Genomic DNA, 16179 nt, shown 5'->3' on the forward strand with positions numbered 1-16179 from the left:
GCTGCCGGTGCCGGGGCCGAACGCCTTGCCTGCCCGTCCCTTTCATGGTGCGCCTTGCGGGAGTGCTATGACCAGCCGGAACCGGCTCGTCGGTGGGCCCCGGCATCCGCGGACCGTCCATGACCGCGAACCGGTCCCCCATCGCCTCGCAGTGGTCGAACACCGCCTTCTGCTGCGCGAGGTCGGTCACCCCGGGCACGCAGACGATGCGGACGTCGGGGACCCGGGTCAGCGCGTCCAGGGCGCCGGTGATTCCGCCCGTACCGGACACGTCGTCGACCGGAACGACGTAGGCAAGGTTTCCGCCGTTGCGGAAGAAGCCGCGCACGGCGTGGGCAGGCTCAGTTCCTGGAGCTCGCCGAAGTTCCGGGCGTACGGGGTCCAGTTCGTCACCAGAACGGGTTTGTCCGGCGTGACCTCCGCTTTCTCGACCTTCCCGATCAGCGCCGCCGTGCTCGTGCCGACGCCGGCGATCGGCCCGGGCGTCTTCGCCGCCAGGAGATGGAGCCGGGGGCCTCCGTCTCGATGGCCGTGGTCATGAAAATGCCTCCTTGCCTGGCCGTGGTCCGTCAGGGCCGCGGAAGGACGATCTTGTCGATACCGCCGCCGGACCGGTACTCCACCTCGGTGCGCAGGTCCGGGCGGCCGGTGGGCCGGACCAGCAGCGTGTACGCGCCGAAGTCCAGCCCCTGGAACGCGAAGTCCCCCTGGGCGTCGGTCACCTGGGTCAGGCCCTCCACCACCTCCACGCTCGCCCCGGGCACCGGACGGTGCGTGCCGTCGGCGTCCTCGAGCAGCCGGCCCCTGAGGACGGGATGGACGACGGACGGCCGGATACCGATCTCCCGTACCGGCGGTTCGGGTTCCGTGGGCTGCGCGGGCTCCATGGCCAGGGTCACGGTCAGTGACAGCGCCGGGCGGGGTGTCACCCCCAGGGCGGTCCAGAACAGGTCCGCGCCCGCCGTCTCGGGCGGTGAGCCCAGGGAGGCCGGGAGCAGGTGCAGTTACGGCGGCTCCGCCACGCTGCCGCACAGGAACCGCTTGCCGAGCACCGGGAAGCGGCTGAACCACAGGAACAGTTCGCCCAGCATGCGGTGCTCGTCCTCGGCCCGGACCGCGCCTGCTCCTGTGCGACCAGACCGTCGCCAGGTACGTGCAGACCACCCGGACCGGCGGCCGGCGGGTGACGAACGTGTCCGTCGGGTGTGCGGCTGACGAGGGGTGCCTGGTCCCTGAGAGGGTCCTGTTCTCCCGGATGTCGCGGAGGAAGAGGTTCACGGTGTCCTGGACCGGCTTGAGGTGCTTGTCAGGGGTCAGGAAACCGACGTCGGCCGCCCGGAGCACCTCGGGCGCAGCCTCGCCCCCCGGCATCGCCTTGAGCGTCGCGTCGAGGTCGTGGAACACGGCTCATCCCTCCCCCGTCGTCCGGCAGCCGGCCGGGCATGTCCTGGCCCGGCTTCTGGTACTCCCGCCCGGTCGCCACGAGCAGGTGGCTCATGCCGACCGGGACGCCGTCGGCCGCGGCGGGGAACGCCGCGTGCAGCACCGCGTCACGGATGCTGCCCCCGGTCAGCCGGAAGTCGCGGGCGAGCCGGCCGAGGTCCAGGGCGGGGTCGCGGCGCCCGGGGCGGGAAGCACGCCCGCCAGATCCACTCCCGTTCCGCGACGCCGGGGAACGGGAACTCGCCGGCGAACTGCAGGCGCCGGGTGAACGCCTCGTCGAGATTCCGGCGCAGGTTGGTGGTCAGCACGACGAGGCCGTCGTGGCGCTCCATCCGCTGCAGCAGGTAGGCGATCTCCATGTCGGCGAAGCGGTCCTGAGGGGGACCCGGACCTCGGAGTGCCTGCCGAACAGGGCGTCCGCCTCATCGGACAGGAGGAGGGTGTCGGTGTCCACGGCGGCGGCGAAGACGCGTTCCACGTTCTTCTCGGTCTCCCCGGCGTACTTGCTCACCACGGTGGCCAGGTCGATCCGGAAGAGGTCGAGGCCGAGCTCACGGGTGATCACTTCCGCCTCCATCGTCTTGCCCGTGCCCGGCGGGCCGCCGAACAGAGCGGCCACCCCGCTGCCGCGTGCCATCCTCCGCTCGAACCTCCAGGTGTCCATCACCTGATGGCGGTGGGCGAGGCGGGCGCGGAGTTCGGCGAGCTGGGCCGCCACGTCGCCGGGCAGTACCAGGTCGTCCCAGCCGTGGACGGGCTCGACACGGTGCGCCAGGGCGGCGAGCGCGTGCCCGCTCCGGCTCCGGGCCGAGGCGAACAGTTCGGCCCGCGTCGGCCTCGGCGGCCTCGTCGGCCGGGGCGGCCGGGGCGGCCGGGACGGCACCCGCCGCCCCGCGTCCGCGGCGGCCCGCCTGCGGGCCGTGGCGCAGGCGGTCAACGCGGTGTCCGCGATACGGCGCGGGCCGAGCCTGAAACGGACGGCCAGGTCGCGCAGGTCGGCCGGGACGGCGTCGGCACCGTGGGCGGCGAGTTCCTTCTCCCAGAGCGCCCGGCGCTCGGCGACGCCGCAGACGGCGACCGGCACCGGCAGCACACCGAGCACGTAGCGGCCTCCCGGCGGCCAGTCCCGGGTCCCGGTGATCACGACGTCTCCGTCGTGCCCGGCCAGCAGGCCCTCCAGGGTGCGCTCCCGCGGGAGAGGCTCACCGCCGGGGCGGTCCAGCCCCTCGAGGTCGTCGACGCAGAGCACCGCGCCCAGCAGGAACGCCTCCCGGAAGGCGAGCGCGAGCATGCTCGCCGCGCCCTGGGCGTCGCCGGGCAGGCAGCGGGTCTCCACGATGAGCAGCGGCCGGCCGTCTCGCGCCGCGAGTTCACGGGCAGTACGGTCCCGGCCGGCTCCCTCGGGACCCTGGGCGTACCAGCGGACGGGACCGCCGTACGGACCGGCCCGTGAGGGCGGTCCGCGGCCCGCTCCGTGGCCTGGAACCCGGCGGCTCCCGGCCTCCGCGCATCTGCTGGACCGTGTGCGTCAGCTCATGGGTGATCAGGCGACGGCCGGCGGCATCGGACGGCCGGTACTCACCGTCGGCGAACATCACATGCCGCCCCACGGTCACCGCCCGCGCCCCCGGGGCCCGTGCCGCCCGTCCCGCGTCGCTCGAGGTGTGCAGCCGCACCTCCGAGAGATCCGCGCCCAGACGGGTCTCCATGTCCGCCCTGAGGAACGGGTCGAGCGGCCGCCCGCGCCCAAGCGACGGCTGCCGGCCCGCCCCCGTCGTCCCTCCGGCCGCCCGCGCGGGCTCGGGCTCCTTCACGTACTCCGTCATCGGGTCGCCCCTCACTCGCGGCACCCCTTCACCGCTCCGCCCGCCCCGCGGAACCGGAGACCGAAGAGCCGGGCCCGGGGCCTGGAGCCCGCAGACGGAGTCCCGAGCCCCGAGTCCCGAGTCCGGGCGGAGGATGTCGAGCGGTCAGGCCCACGCACCGGAGAAGTCGATGCTCCGCGCCCACTCCGGGTGGTCTATCAGGGGATTGCGGTTGCCCTGTATCTCCTGGATGGCCGCGTTGCGGTGCAGCTCGTACTCGGTCACCGGCTCACGCTCGTGCCAGTTCAGCAGGACGGGCAGCCGGTCCTCCGGGAGCTCCTGGTCGCCGACGGAACCCGGGTAGCGCAGCAGGAAGTACAGGGTGGCCCTGGCGACGGCCCCCTTGTGGTGCTCCGGTTCGAAGCGACCCTTCTCCCGCATCCCGCAGTCCTCCCGGACGGCCTCCTCGAAATCGGGGAAGTCCCAGTACGGGATGTTGCCGCGGAAGCTGTTGCACGCGACCTCGCAGGCGAAGAGATGGTGCAGGTCGCCGCGCATGGGCTCCTTCTTGCGGAACCAGGACTGCGGAACGACGTGCTCGCAGTTGAAGGGCAGTGAGTCCTCCAGGGCATCGAGCTCCGCGGCGAGGTCGGCCGGTCCCGTCGCGTTCTCGCGCAGCAGGAACTCCTGCAGGCCACGGAGCCGGGCCGCCTCGGCGGCGACGTCGGCGCGGATGAACTCCTCCGCGCTGAAGGTCTTGCCCGAGTAGACGCTGCGCAGCTGCCGGTCCGGATGGAGGTCGACCCACGGATAGACCAACCGCGACGGCTTGTAGGCAGGGCGGTGCTCGTGCGTCTCCTCGACCAGTGCGGTCAGCGCCTCCCGCAGGCCGGCGCCGTCCGCCGAGCCGTCGATCTCCGCGTAGTAGGCCTTCCGCGCGGCGTCGTCGGCGGGCTTGTTGTAGTAGACACGGCCTTCCCCGAGCCTCAGGTTGAGCATGGCGGCGCTCAGGTCCCGGTCCGCCGCCTCGTCGACGGCGGACACCGCGTCCGTACGCGGCGTCCCGACGGCCGCCGGTGTCGCCGCCCCACCAGGCTGCGCCGACCCCCGGGGCTGGAACAGCTCGTCCCTCAGCCGGGCCGCCGTCCCCGTCAGGCTGAGCCGGCTCAGCGCCTCCAGCACGCTGCTGATGCGCACCCCCTCGTTGGCCTTCCACGCGAGCCTGTGCTCCCCCATGCCCGGCTGCCAGGCCGACCCGTCGACAGCCAGGTACCTGCCCTCGCTGTCGGTCGCCGGAACGGCCGAGTGGTGCAGCGCGACGACCTCCCACTGGTCGTTGAGGACCGCGGATCCCGAGGAACCCGGCGCGGTGTCGGTGGCGTAATGGAGGAACTGGTCCAGCACGTCGACGATCTGGTTCTCCCGCAGGGCGAGCTGTTTCGGCTCGCCGTTGGGGTGCTGAATGATGTTGACGAATTCCCCGAGAATGGCCTTTCCCTCCGTCGCGTCCAGGGTCAGCCAGTGGAAATCGGAGAGCTGCTCGTTCCGCTGGTTGCGCTCCGAAACGGCGACCACACTGAAATCCAGGTACCGGTCGGTCGCGAAGAACTTCTGGGGCTCGAGCGTGAAGACGCACGGGGTCAGCGGACGCCCGTCCACACCTGCCTGGTAGTTGAACTCCACAACGGCACGCCCGGCCTCCTCCGCACTCCGCAGGACGTGGTTGTTGGTCATCAGCAGTGTCGGGGACACCATGAACCCGGTGCCGTGATGCTCGCCCGTCGGGCCTCGGACGGTCAGTCGCCCGACCGACCGGGCCGCCAGACAGCCTCCCTCGAGGAAGGCCACACCGATGAGGTTGTTGCGTCCCATCAGGCGCTCGAGAGCCAGGACGTCGGCACCGAACGACTCGGCCCCCAGTGGCAGCGTGCTGCCCGCCGTCGCCGACGGCTGCGTCTTCGTCCGCTCGACCGACCTGGCGAGCGACCAGTCCGCGTTCAGCCGCGCGAGCCGCTTGGTGACCCGCTCGGGATCGTCCGCGTTCAGCACTCCCCGGCGCTCAAGGGCCCGGCACGTCTCCTCGCGCCGCGCGGTCCGCTCCGCGAACCGTCTGCCGGCCTGCTCCAGCTGTGTCAGATAGCCCGTCTCCACCTGCGATGTCTGTTTCACGGCGGTCATCATCTTTTTCCTTCGCGAATAGCCCTCCTGTCCATTGTGTACACTTGCCGACCCGCAAGTCGTCCGGAGAATTACGGTATCCCGTTCAAAGGATTACGGTATCCCGTTCAAATATGCCCTCTTCAACAGAGCGACCGGAGAACCTCCGTCCCATCCGTACGGAAATCCGCGCCGGACCGGGCCGCCGCATGGTGAGGTCCTCGCTCGGCACCGGCACCCGCGGCGCCGGTCTGTGGGTCGCCGCCCTCGTAGCGTTCATCAGGTCGAGGGGCGCTGTCACATCGTGGGGTGGGCCGGTGTCTGTCGGCGTGCCGGGGGTGTGGTGGGCTTGCGGTCCGGTCTTGTGTTCAGGCCGTGGCGGGCCCGCCGGCAGCGCCGGCGATCCGGCCCAGATGGCGAAGCGGGCGGCCGTCTCGGCTCGGCAGGCGTGCGCGCCCATCAGGTGGCGGCGGGGCCGGAAGCGGGGCGGGATACCGCTGAACGCGGACGGGAATCTCCGGGTGGCGCCCACCGAGCGGGAGCCCTTCGTCGCCCGTGCACGCTGTCTCGTCGGCTGACGGCTGTTCTCCGCCCGGTTGTCCAGCCCCTTGTGCGAGTGGTGCTCCGCGGAGGACATGACCTCGCGGCGGGCGGCGCCGTAGGAGCGGAGCTTGCCGGTGATGACCCCCTGGGGCACCGCGTGCGTCCTCTTCATCAGGCGGCGGAAGAAGCGCTTGGCCGCGGCGGTGCCCCGGCGGCTCTGCACGAGCGTCGGGCCGGGCGACGGCCACAGCGTGGAGACGAGCGCCCGGCAGCCATCGGTTTTCGGCTGGAATCGCAGCTCATCGGGGAGCACGCCGGGTGCGGGCACCGGGTCGAGGGCCTGCGCCGGCATCGGTTCCACCGGCGGCCGAAGCACCATTACGTCCGGTCTGCGGCTGGCCGGTGCCCCCGCGGCCTGGCACGGCCGACGGGGTCGAGGCGGCCTCGGCCGATGACCGCGCAGCCCGCGATCCCGGTGTCGAGGCGCGGACGTCACCTACGGCGTGAACATGTGGATCGCGGCCCGTTCCACCCTGCCGGGCGCCGTCACGCACGACTCCGCACGGCAGGGCGGGGCAGGCTGGGCACCCCGGGCTTCGGAGAGGCGCCACAGCCACGCGAGCCGGGTGCCCGTCACCGTCAGGTGCCCGGCTTGACCGTCAGGTGCCCGGCTTGCGGCCGTACACGTAGACGTCATCGCCCTTCTTCAGCAGCGACCAGTACTTCTTGGCGTCGGTCTTCGTCATGTTGACGCAGCCGTGCGAGCCCGGCGGGTTCCACATGCTGACGCCGGCCGAGTGGAAGGCCTGGCCGCCGTCGAAGAACTGGCTGTAGGGCATCGGCACGTCGTAGATGGTCGAGTGGTGATCGATGTTGCGCCAGTAGATCTTCTTCAGGCCGGTGCGGGTCTCGTGGCCGTCACGGCCGGTGCGGACCGGTACGGGGCCGTAGACCAGCTTCTTGCCATCCTGGATCCAGCTCAACTGGAGGGTGAGGTTCACGCAGGCGATCCGGCCCTTGTCGACCGGGCACTTACCCGGCTTGTTCGGGTTCTTCCCGACGGCTTTCTGCTTCTGCATCAGGTCCATCACGCCCCAGGTGACGGGGCCCGCGTAACCTATGTCGGGCTTGATGCCGTGCTTGGTCTGGAAGGCGCGGATCGCCTTGCAGTCGGCAGTGGACTGCTTGCCGTCGACCGGGCGGCCGAGGAATTTCTCCACTTTCTTCTGGTACGGCCCCGTCTGCGTGGTGCAGCTCGCCGCTTGGGCCGGCGTGGTGCCGAGCGCGAGCGTGAGCGGTGCCACCAGTGCGGTGACCCCGAGTGCGACGGCTCCTCGTCTGCGCGTGTCCCCCATGGCAGGTCAGCCTTTCCCTCGGAAGCGGTCGAAGCGGGCGGAAGATCGCCCGTGGTGGGCTTTTTGTCTGCTAGACCGTCGCCCGGCGGCTTCGGTTGCCCGCCGCGCCCTTTTCGCGACGAAACAGTGACAACGCCATCGGGCACCCCGGCCCGTCGGCCGCCCCGTCAGCCGGTGTCTGCCCACTCCCAGACCGTCTGCCGCTGGTGCGGTGGGGCCACCTGCTGGCGCTCCTGCAGACGTCCCTCCGGTACAGGCCGCGTACAGCCTGCGCACCGTGGTGACGTTCCACCAAGGTGGAGGAAGCCGCCGTGTTCGCGGGGAGGCTGCCGGAGACGGCAGCCGAGCTGTACGTGGACGACGCCTCCGACGAGGATCTCGCCCTCCACGACCGTGTCGATGACGCGTGCGGTGGTCTCTCGCGCCGTCGGGGAACTCCCCCGGTCAGCGTGTAGTGGTGCAGCAGCCGCACGGGGCACTCCCGCTCGGACAGCGGCTCGACGACCCGAGGGCGGCGCATGGTCTCCAGCGGGGCCTCGGGGGACTCGGGCCGGAGACCGATGTGCAGTCCGGTGCCGTCCACGCGACGCAGGGCCACCCCGTGCTCGGCCTCGTCGCCGGTCGTGGTCCGCATGCCGATGCGCTCGAAGCCACCGTCGGTGCCGAGGAGTTCGGCATGGACGAAGGGCCGGAAGATCCAAGGCCGGTTGTCGATCCACTCGGGTCCGGGCCGGTCGGCCATGCGCTTGCACAGGGCAGTGCGCCGGCGGGGCGTGGTGGCCGTGGAGACGCCGATCTTGGTGAGCGGCTGGCTGGCCGGCGCTCACTCCAGGCGGTCCCTGTCGAACGCACCGTCAGCCACCCCGCCACCAGGCCGAACACCGCCAGGTCGGCGAAGCCTCACGGGGTGCCCCAGCCGTGCGCGGTGGCGAACAGTGCCGCCTGCGGCGGCACCGCGCACCACGGTGAGCGCAGGAATCCGCCCACTGCCTGCGACAGCCGGCCCCGGAGCACGTACTCCTCCGCTGCCGCCTGCAACGGCGCGCGCACCACCAGCGCGGCCGGCGAGCCGAGGAACGCCGGGAGCCCCACCCACTGCTGCGGCGACGGCTCGGTGTCACCGCCGGGCAGGAGGAACGACGCCAGGGTCGGCAGTCCCGTCGCGGGCAGGTCGACCGAGAGGCAGCGCGCCGTCCAGCCCCGGCGCAGCCGGCCGTCGGGGGCGCCCTCCGCCCGGTCCAGCAGCGGGTGGGAGAACGGGCAGGCCCGTACGGCGCCGATGAACACCGGCCGCCAAGGGCCCGGCCAGCGGCCGCGGGCGGCGAGGGCGACCACGACGACGCCGGCGCCGTCGGCTGAGGCCGGCCGCCGAGGCGTGGTCGGCCATCTGGGCAGTGAGCTGCTCGTCGGTCTCTTCGAGCCGGTGATTCTCAGCCTCCAGGACCTGGATCACCCGGGCCGGCAGCCGGGCCCGGGTGCGCAGGTCGGCGTGCTCGGCACGGAGGCGCGCCGGGTCCTGCTGCTGTTCGGCTGCTCGGACCCGAGCGGCTTCGGGACGAGGGGCGCGGAGTTTGACCAGGGCGTAAAAGAAGTCTTGGGGGCCGGTGGGCTCGTGGGTGAGCTTGTTGCACCGCAGGCCGGCTTCGCAGGCGAGGGAGAGGAGGGCGGGCTTCCCGTCGGAGTGCAGCGGGGCGCCGGTCAGCAGCGGCCCACCAGCGCCGCGGCGGCACCGCCGCCAAAGCCCCCGCGCCCCGTACCGCAGAGCCGGAGCCGCCGGCCCCCCGGTCGTCTGCGGCTTCCCGCGCCGCTGTCCACGTCCCCTCGGCCGACGACGAGATCATCGCCGAGATCGCGCAGGACATACAGGACGGCGCCCGGGAACCGGCCCGGCTCCTGCCGTCCCGCACGGCGCCAAATCCCACGACCGCGGCACGGGCAGCACCACGTCGAGCGAGAGCGGCGAGACAGGTACCGACCGAGGGGAGGGCCACGAGCGATCCACCCCGAGCGAACCGTCGGGAGCTGCGTTCAAGCGACTGTCGCCGATCCTGTCCGTGCTCGTCCGCACCGCCCGGCTCGTCCAGGTCCTGGAGGCCGAGAATCACCGGCTCGTCCACCACCCGGAAACCCTCGCAGCATGATCGGCCTCGACCGATCCACGGGGATCGTCCGACAATTGCCCCCTGCCGGCTTCCTCGACAGACAGGTGGGCAACCGTGGGCGCATCGCATCCGCTCCTGACGTTCTTCATGGCCGCCGCCGACGGTTGCTTCCCGCCGGCCGACGGCCGGGTAACGGTGTTACCGCCTCTGCCCGGAGGACTCGAGTGCTCGGTCGCCTTCACCGGCCACGCCGTCATCGCCACCGCCATGACCCGCCAGGCCGTGCACGCCCAAGGACCGGATGGCTTCGGTGCGTCCCTCTCGCCGGACTTCCTGCGGCACCTGGCCGGCCCGAAGGGCTGGATCGGCGTCACCGACGCGACGCTCACGGCGCGCGGCACGGGCGGCCCGCCGCGCCTGGCGGAGCTGACCGACGCGGATGGCCACCCACGCGTCCGCCATGCCCGGGAGCTGCGGACGAACGTCAAAGTCCACGGTGACGAACGCGGCCTGATCACCCTGGCCGACGGCCTCGCCGGGCGGCGCGAGCTGAGCATCGAACTCCACGACGTCCGGGACGGCAGCCAAGGACACGGGCGGTCGCTCCTCACCGACGCTCTTTCCCTGATTCCGGAAGCCTGCCCGGTCTTCGCCGCCGTTTCCCCCGGCAACGCCCGCTCCCTACGCGCCTTCCTCGCCTGCGGATTCACCCCCATAGGCAGCGAGGTCCTGTTGCGTCCCGAGCGGGAATAGCCAGGCACCCTGCCACGGACAGACTCCCGGACCGCCCGCCTCTGCCAACGATCCACCAGTACGGGCAACCTCTCTCCGCAAGGCGTTCACGGAGCTGGTCCGCGGTCCTGGGCGACGAGGCGCCGTAACGCTCTTGGTGGCCGATGGCGCGCAGGGTCAGGCGTTGCGCGGGGCCGCCAGGCCGGATGCGCGGGCGAGGACGACGAGCCGGGCGCGGTCACGGGCGTGGAGCTTGGCCATGGCCCGGTTGATATGGGTCGTGGCCGTCGACGGGCTGACGACCAGGCGGCCGGCGATCTCGTCGTGGGACAGGCCCTGTGCGGCCAGGGCGACCGCCTCGCGTTCGCGGCTGGTCAGCTCCGCCGGCCCGTTGCCGGCGCGGGTGGACGGCACCGCCCTGGCGGTACTGCGCCTGGCCACCGCCACGAGGTCGTACCGGCCGGATCCGACGGCGGCGGACAGTCGGTCCGGGCCGATGCGCCAGTCCTCCTCGCGGCGCGACCGGAAGCGGTCCACCCGGCACCCGGTCACCGTCTCCGTGACGTGGGCGTACTCGCCGTAGCAGGGATCGGTCAGCAGCACCCTGCTGTGCGGAGTCAGCCAGTGGCCGAACGCCCTGAAGATCGGGTCGGACGAACCGGCGCCGACCGCGAGTGTCTCCGCTGGCAGCGACCGTACCGAGGAGATCTCCGGCAGCAGACCCTCGGCACCGGCCGGCGGCGAGGTACGGGCCGTCCAGGCCGGGTCTTCCGCCAGCACCGCCCGCACCTCTGGGGCCGGTGGGAACCAGGCGTCCAGCACATCGGCGGCCACCACCTGCCGGCGCCTGTGCAGGGCGCGGACATCCGTGCCGACGGAGGTGAACGAGGCACCTCCGTGTTCGCAGCCGTCCGGCCGAGGCGCGAACGCCATGTCGAGCCGCCAGTCCACCGCGGACCGCAGACGCTCCGGCAGGGTGCCGTGCCGGCTCATCGCGCGCCGTGCCGGCTCTGTCACGCGGCCGGTCGGCACCTCGAACGTCACGGCACCGCTGTGGACGGTACGGCCGACCGGGCGCAGGCCGGCCGGCCGGGTACATGTCGAGCAGGTCGGTACGGCCCATCGCCACGACCTCGCGGCCGCCCCGGGAGGCGACCCAGCGGAGCGCGGCGTGCATCAGCAACAGGGCTGCCGCCGTGGCTCGCCAGCGCGGTTCGACGGTGAGGACACGCACCTCGAACAGGTCGTCCTTGTCCAGGAGCGGCAACTCGTCACGGGTCAGGTACTTGTCGAGCGCGTACCGGCCCAGCCAGAGCGGAGTGACGCTCACAAAGCCGATGCGGCCCGGTCTCCTGGCCGCGACGAGGTGGACGTTGTCCCCGTCGGGCCCGTCGTGAAGCCGTCCCGCCGGGTTCACCGCATGCTGCCCCAGCTCTTCCGCGTACACCCGGTGACGCACTTCGGAGATCCGTTCAAGGTCGACCGGCGTCGCGGTACGAAGCTGGAGCGGGTGCCGGCCCATCGGAACCCCTTTCGGTGCAGGAACACCCGATCGTGAGCTACGGAGGCCGGCGTCACCAGAGTGAGAGGCGCGGCCGGTCTGAGTACGCGTACTCAGGCGCATGCGCGAACTCCACGCCGTAGAAGGGGGTCCGGCCGACGGACGCGATCCGTACGTCCGCGCCTTCGGGGCACCGGCGTCCCACTGCGGGGAGCCCCACGGGGATCCGGCCGGCGTGTCCAGGACGTCCCGGGCCGCTTCCTCGGCGTGCCCGCGCAGGGCGGCGGGCACCTTCGCGGAGAGCCGGACCGCGTACGGCTGCCGTCCGCTCACCGGCGCCTGCTCCGGCGGTGCCGGGGCGGGCTGCGGCCGGGTGCCGTGGGCGACGGCGCGGTCCCGGATGCCGTCCCGGAGTACGGCGGCCGTCTTGACGGCGGCCAAGCGGACCAGGTCCACGGTGGCTCGTTCAGGACGGCCCGGCACCGCCTCGCCGCCGGTGCGTCCCGACAGCCCCGCGCCCGGCAGGGCCGGATCGGCAGCGCCGTCGCCCACCGCGACGCCCGCGCCCTGTCCCGGCTGCGGCGGCCTCGGCCGACCGGCGGTTCTGCTCCACCGTGCCGACGTCGGTCGTCTGCTCCCGCCCGCGGCCGGTCTTCCGGCCCTGGGGGGACGGTTCCGGGCAGGGCTTGGGGCGGCGGGCACGGCGACGGGGTGCGGCCGGGGGCGGGAGCCCGGGCGGTCCGCGCGGCGCGCCGCAGGGCCCCGGGTGGTCAGGGCGTCGGCGGAGCGAGGCGGGCCCGCTCGTCCCGGCCCCGGCCCTGCGGCATCCGCCGGCGACGGCGCCGGGGGTTCGCCGTCCGGATCACCGGGATTCCGGAAGTTCGGGCGGAGAACGGAAACTTTTTCTGCCGGGAGTATTGCGATCCCTCGTCACTACCTGAATCATCCCCGTCTGAGAAATCGACCACAGTTCGATATTTCGAACCAGATCGGCCCTGGGCATCCGTGGTGCACGGCAGATCCCCGCACGGCTGCACGACGGATCCGCGCACCAAAGCACCTGTACCACCTGTGCCACCCCGTTTCGTCCCGGTGAGGTTCGCACCAGCGCATCCTGGCTCTTCGCACAGTCGGAGAGGCAGCGCGACGCCGTGTGGCGGTCCCCCGGCCGAGCCGCGATGGAGTACCCCCATGCCTGTGTCGAACGCCGGTTGCCGCCCGGGTGCTTCCCGCCCTCACGGGTGAGCGGCCGACGATGCCGCGCCGGAGCGGCGCAGGCTCGCCACCGCCGCCTTCCGGCGGGAACGGCCGAGCACATCGGCGTTCGGCTCTTTCGAGCCGGCACGGCGGCGGGCCCGCCGCACGCGGGTCTCCCGACGCCGACGTGCCTTCTTCCCGCAAACGCGTACCTGGCATCCCCAGGGAATCCCCCGCCATGGACCCGGTCGCCCGCCCGCATCGCAGAAGCCCGCTCGCAGCCGCCCTCACCACCACGGCCGCGGCGGCCACCGCACCGCTCACCGGCCCGCCGGCCGCCACGCCCGCGCAGGCGGCCCTCCTGGCCCGCGGTCACACGTCGCGCCGCACGATGCCCCCCTTCGCCCAGACCGGCGGCGCGCCCTTGCACGTCCACCACCATCCGCGGCTCGCCCCCTGCCAGGCCGGCGAGCCGTACACCCCCGACCGGTCCTTCCTCCTCGTCCGGACCACCGACACGAAAGGCACACCATGTCCTCCAACGTCAGCAGACGGCGATTGCTCAAGATCGCCGGAGTCACCGCCGCCGCCTCCGCCACCGGTCCCCTCGCCGGCGTCCCCGCCGCCCGGGCGGCATCCCTCCCCCCGGTCCGCGGCGACATCGGGACCAAAGCGCTCCCCTTCGGCCTCGGGCAGGTCCGGCTGACCGCGAGCCGGTGGCTCGACAACCAGAACCGCACAGCGGCCTACCTCCGGTACGTCGACGTCGACCGGCTGCTGTACAACTTCCGCGCCAATCACCGCCTGTCCACCAAGGGCGCGGCCGCCACCGGCGGCTGGGAGGCCCCCGACTTCCCCTTCCGCAGCCACGTCCAGGGCCACTTCCTCACCGCCTGGGCGCAGTTGCACGCCGTGACGGGCGACACGGCAGTCCGCGACAAGGCCCTGTACATGGTCGCCGAACTGGCCAAGTGCCAGGCCAACAACGGCGCCGCGGGCTTCGGCGCCGGATACCTCTCCGGCTATCCCGAGTCCGACTTCGCCGCGCTGGAGGCCCGTACGCTGAGGAACGGCAACGTCCCGTACTACACCATCCACAAGACGATGACCGGTCTGCTGGACGTGTGGCGGCACCTCGGCAGCACCCAGGCCCGCGACGTGCTGCTCGCCCTGGCCGGCTGGGTCGACACCCGCACCGGCCGGCTGAGCACCGCGCAGATGCAGGCCATGCTGGGCACCGAGTTCGGGGGCATGAACGCCGTCCTGAGCGACCTGTACCAGCAGACCGGTGACCCGCGGTGGCTCACCGCCGCCCGGCGCTTCGACCACGCCGCGGTGTTCGACCCCCTGGCGGCGAACCGGGACGCGCTGGCCGGACTGCACGCCAACACCCAGGTACCGAAGTGGATCGGCGCGATCCGCACGTACAAGGCCACCGGCGAGACGCGCTACCGGGACATCGCCACCAACGCCTGGAACATGTGTGTCACCGCGCACACCTACGCCATCGGCGGCAACAGCCAGGCCGAGCACTTCCGCGCTCCGAACGCCATCGCCTCCCACCTGACCGACGACACCTGCGAGAGCTGCAACACCGTCAACATGCTCACGCTCACCCGGGAGCTGTTCACGCTGACGCCGGACCGGGCCGCGCTCTTCGACTACTACGAACAAGCCTGGCTCAACCACATCATCGGCAACCAGAACCCGGCCGATCCGCACGGCCACGTCACCTACTTCACCCCGCTCAAGCCCGGCGCCCGGCGTGGTGTGGGCCCGGCGTGGGGCGGCGGTACCTGGAGCACCGACTACACCACCTTCTGGTGCTGCCAGGGCACGGGAGTGGAGATACACACCCGGCTGATGGACTCCGTGTACTTCCACTCCGGCACCACGCTGACGGTCAACATGTTCGTTCCCTCGGTGCTCACCTGGACGCAGCGCGGCATCACCGTCACCCAGACCACCACGTACCCGGCCGGCGACACCACGACCCTGCGGGTCACCGGCGAGGCCGGCGGGAAGTGGGTGATGCGCATCCGTATCCCCGGGTGGACGACGGGGGCCGTCGTCAGCGTCAACGGCACCGTGCAGAGGATCGCCGTGAACCCCGGCAGCTACGCGACGCTGGACCGCGTCTGGGCCTCCGGTGACACCGTCACGGTCCGGTTGCCCATGCGGACCGCGGTGCGGCCCGCCAACGACAACCCCGGCGTCGGCGCGGTCACCTACGGCCCGGTCGTACTGTCCGGCGACTACGGCGACACCGCCCTGACCGCCCTCCCGGCCCTGGACGTGTCCTCGATCAAGCGGACCAGCGCCACGGCGCTCGCCTTCACCGCCACCGCCGACGGCGCCACCGTACGCCTCGGGCCCTTCCACGACGCGCAGGGCCACAACTACACCGTCTACTGGAACACCAGTGGTGCCGGCGCGGTCCGCCTCGTCAACGCGGGCAGCGGCCTCGTGCTGGGCATCGACGGAATGTCGGCCGCCGACGGCGCCCGAGCCCTCCAATGGCACGACAACGGCACCGCCGACCACAACTGGGAAATGGTCCCCGACGGGAACGCCTTCCGGTTCCGCAACGTCCACAGCGGCAAGGTGCTCGGCGTGCTGGACATGTCCACGGCCGACGGCGCCCCCGTCCTCCAGTGGTCCGACAGCGGCACCGCCGACCACCGGTGGCTCCTTCTCGACCAGGGTGACGGCACGTACAAGATCCGCAATGTGCACAGCGGCAAGCTGCTCGGCGTGGAGAACGGCTCCACCGCCGTCGGCGCCTTCGCCGTCCAGGACCCGGACAACGGAACGGCCGACAACCGCTGGCGGGTCGTGCGCGGCTGACGGGGCCGCACCCGTGCCGAAGCCGGCCGCCGACCGGGACGCGGTCACTGCCCGCGACAGCGCGGGACGGTGGCGGCACCCTGCCCGCCGGCACCGCGCACGCACCGGCCTCAGCACCGACCGAGTACCGCTGTTCGGCGAGGACGACAGCAGCGGCTCGTCATGAGCCCGGCGGGACCGTGCCCGGCGGCGCGGCAGGGACGCGATCGAGGCCGCTCGTACGGCGCCGGCCCACCGGGCCGCGGATGCGGGGGATCGTGTCCAGCAGGGGCATGAGCTGGGTGACGTCGTGACGGTTTCCGCTGGTCACCGACACCGCAAGGGGCGTTCCGCGCCGGTCGGTGATCAGGTGGCGCTTGCCGCCGAGGCCGCCACGGTCGACCGGCGAAGGTCCGGTGTGAGCCCCGTTATGTTTTCCGCGGTCCTGCAAGAGGGCTGCTGGCCTCCGGGCCCGGCATGACTGTTGCCCCCTGTCGAACGGATGACCTGGGGGGTGG

10 protein-coding genes and 4 pseudogenes are annotated in these 16179 nt (G+C 72.3%); 4 read left to right on the forward strand and 10 right to left on the reverse strand.

Going from position 1 to position 16179, the window contains the following annotated elements:
* Nucleotides 1–67 precede the first annotated feature (67 nt).
* Nucleotides 68–541, forward strand: a complete 474-nt coding sequence (locus ABZ340_RS33150) for a hypothetical protein (RefSeq protein WP_358785589.1) — start codon at nucleotides 68–70, stop codon at nucleotides 539–541.
* A gap of 28 nt (nucleotides 542–569) precedes the next feature.
* Here ABZ340_RS33150 and ABZ340_RS33155 read toward each other — a convergent pair whose 3' ends face one another.
* The 6 genes and pseudogenes from ABZ340_RS33155 to ABZ340_RS33180 form a co-directional block, all read right to left on the reverse strand.
* Nucleotides 570–929, reverse strand: coding sequence for a carboxypeptidase regulatory-like domain-containing protein (locus tag ABZ340_RS33155; RefSeq protein WP_358785590.1), 360 nt, complete (start codon nucleotides 927–929; stop codon nucleotides 570–572).
* 202 nt (nucleotides 930–1131) lie between these two features.
* Nucleotides 1132–1371: pseudogene (locus ABZ340_RS33160) on the reverse strand (Pvc16 family protein); the annotation flags it as partial.
* A 373-nt stretch (nucleotides 1372–1744) separates the two neighbouring features.
* Nucleotides 1745–2779, reverse strand: coding sequence for an ATP-binding protein (locus tag ABZ340_RS33165; protein ID WP_358785591.1), 1035 nt, complete (start codon nucleotides 2777–2779; stop codon nucleotides 1745–1747).
* A gap of 34 nt (nucleotides 2780–2813) precedes the next feature.
* Nucleotides 2814–3269 carry a DUF4157 domain-containing protein gene (locus ABZ340_RS33170; RefSeq protein ID WP_358785592.1) on the reverse strand — a complete coding sequence of 152 codons (456 nt, stop codon included), beginning with the start codon at nucleotides 3267–3269 and terminating at the stop codon, nucleotides 2814–2816.
* Nucleotides 3270–3413: 144 nt separating this feature from the next.
* The gene (locus tag ABZ340_RS33175) at nucleotides 3414–5426 is read right to left on the reverse strand and encodes an endonuclease (RefSeq protein WP_358785599.1); all 2013 of its coding nucleotides are present in this window, start codon (nucleotides 5424–5426) and stop codon (nucleotides 3414–3416) included.
* 347 nt (nucleotides 5427–5773) lie between these two features.
* Nucleotides 5774–6174: pseudogene (locus tag ABZ340_RS33180) on the reverse strand (DDE-type integrase/transposase/recombinase); the annotation flags it as partial.
* Nucleotides 6175–6434: 260 nt separating this feature from the next.
* On the opposite strand from ABZ340_RS33180, the pseudogene ABZ340_RS33185 reads away from it, so the two are divergent.
* Nucleotides 6435–6561 (forward strand): annotated as a pseudogene (locus ABZ340_RS33185) (gfo/Idh/MocA family oxidoreductase); the annotation flags it as partial.
* A gap of 46 nt (nucleotides 6562–6607) precedes the next feature.
* Here ABZ340_RS33185 and ABZ340_RS33190 read toward each other — a convergent pair.
* Together ABZ340_RS33190 and ABZ340_RS33195 are read right to left on the reverse strand one after the other, a co-directional pair.
* Nucleotides 6608–7303 (reverse strand): L,D-transpeptidase family protein, encoded by a 696-nt coding sequence (locus ABZ340_RS33190; protein ID WP_358785593.1) that lies wholly within the window; start codon nucleotides 7301–7303, stop codon nucleotides 6608–6610.
* Nucleotides 7304–8203: 900 nt separating this feature from the next.
* Nucleotides 8204–8638 carry a hypothetical protein gene (locus ABZ340_RS33195; RefSeq protein ID WP_358785594.1) on the reverse strand — a complete coding sequence of 145 codons (435 nt, stop codon included), beginning with the start codon at nucleotides 8636–8638 and terminating at the stop codon, nucleotides 8204–8206.
* Nucleotides 8639–9519: 881 nt separating this feature from the next.
* Between ABZ340_RS33195 and ABZ340_RS33200 the strand changes: the two genes are divergently transcribed.
* The gene (locus ABZ340_RS33200; RefSeq protein ID WP_358785595.1) at nucleotides 9520–10158 is read left to right on the forward strand and encodes a hypothetical protein; all 639 of its coding nucleotides are present in this window, start codon (nucleotides 9520–9522) and stop codon (nucleotides 10156–10158) included.
* 156 nt (nucleotides 10159–10314) lie between these two features.
* On the opposite strand, the gene ABZ340_RS33205 is transcribed toward ABZ340_RS33200, so the two are convergent.
* Complete coding sequence (locus ABZ340_RS33205) at nucleotides 10315–11154, reverse strand: LuxR C-terminal-related transcriptional regulator (protein WP_358785596.1); 840 nt, start codon at nucleotides 11152–11154, stop codon at nucleotides 10315–10317.
* A gap of 2212 nt (nucleotides 11155–13366) precedes the next feature.
* Between ABZ340_RS33205 and ABZ340_RS33210 the strand changes: the two genes are divergently transcribed.
* Complete coding sequence (locus ABZ340_RS33210) at nucleotides 13367–15682, forward strand: beta-L-arabinofuranosidase domain-containing protein (protein ID WP_358785597.1); 2316 nt, start codon at nucleotides 13367–13369, stop codon at nucleotides 15680–15682.
* Nucleotides 15683–15911: 229 nt separating this feature from the next.
* On the opposite strand, the pseudogene ABZ340_RS33215 reads toward ABZ340_RS33210, so the two are convergent.
* Nucleotides 15912–16079, reverse strand: a pseudogene (locus tag ABZ340_RS33215) (transposase); the annotation flags it as partial.
* Between the last annotated feature and the right edge of the window lie 100 nt (nucleotides 16080–16179).

Origin of the sequence: Streptomyces sp. NPDC006134 (genome assembly GCF_040628835.1) — a bacterium.
Classification (GTDB): domain Bacteria; phylum Actinomycetota; class Actinomycetes; order Streptomycetales; family Streptomycetaceae; genus Streptomyces.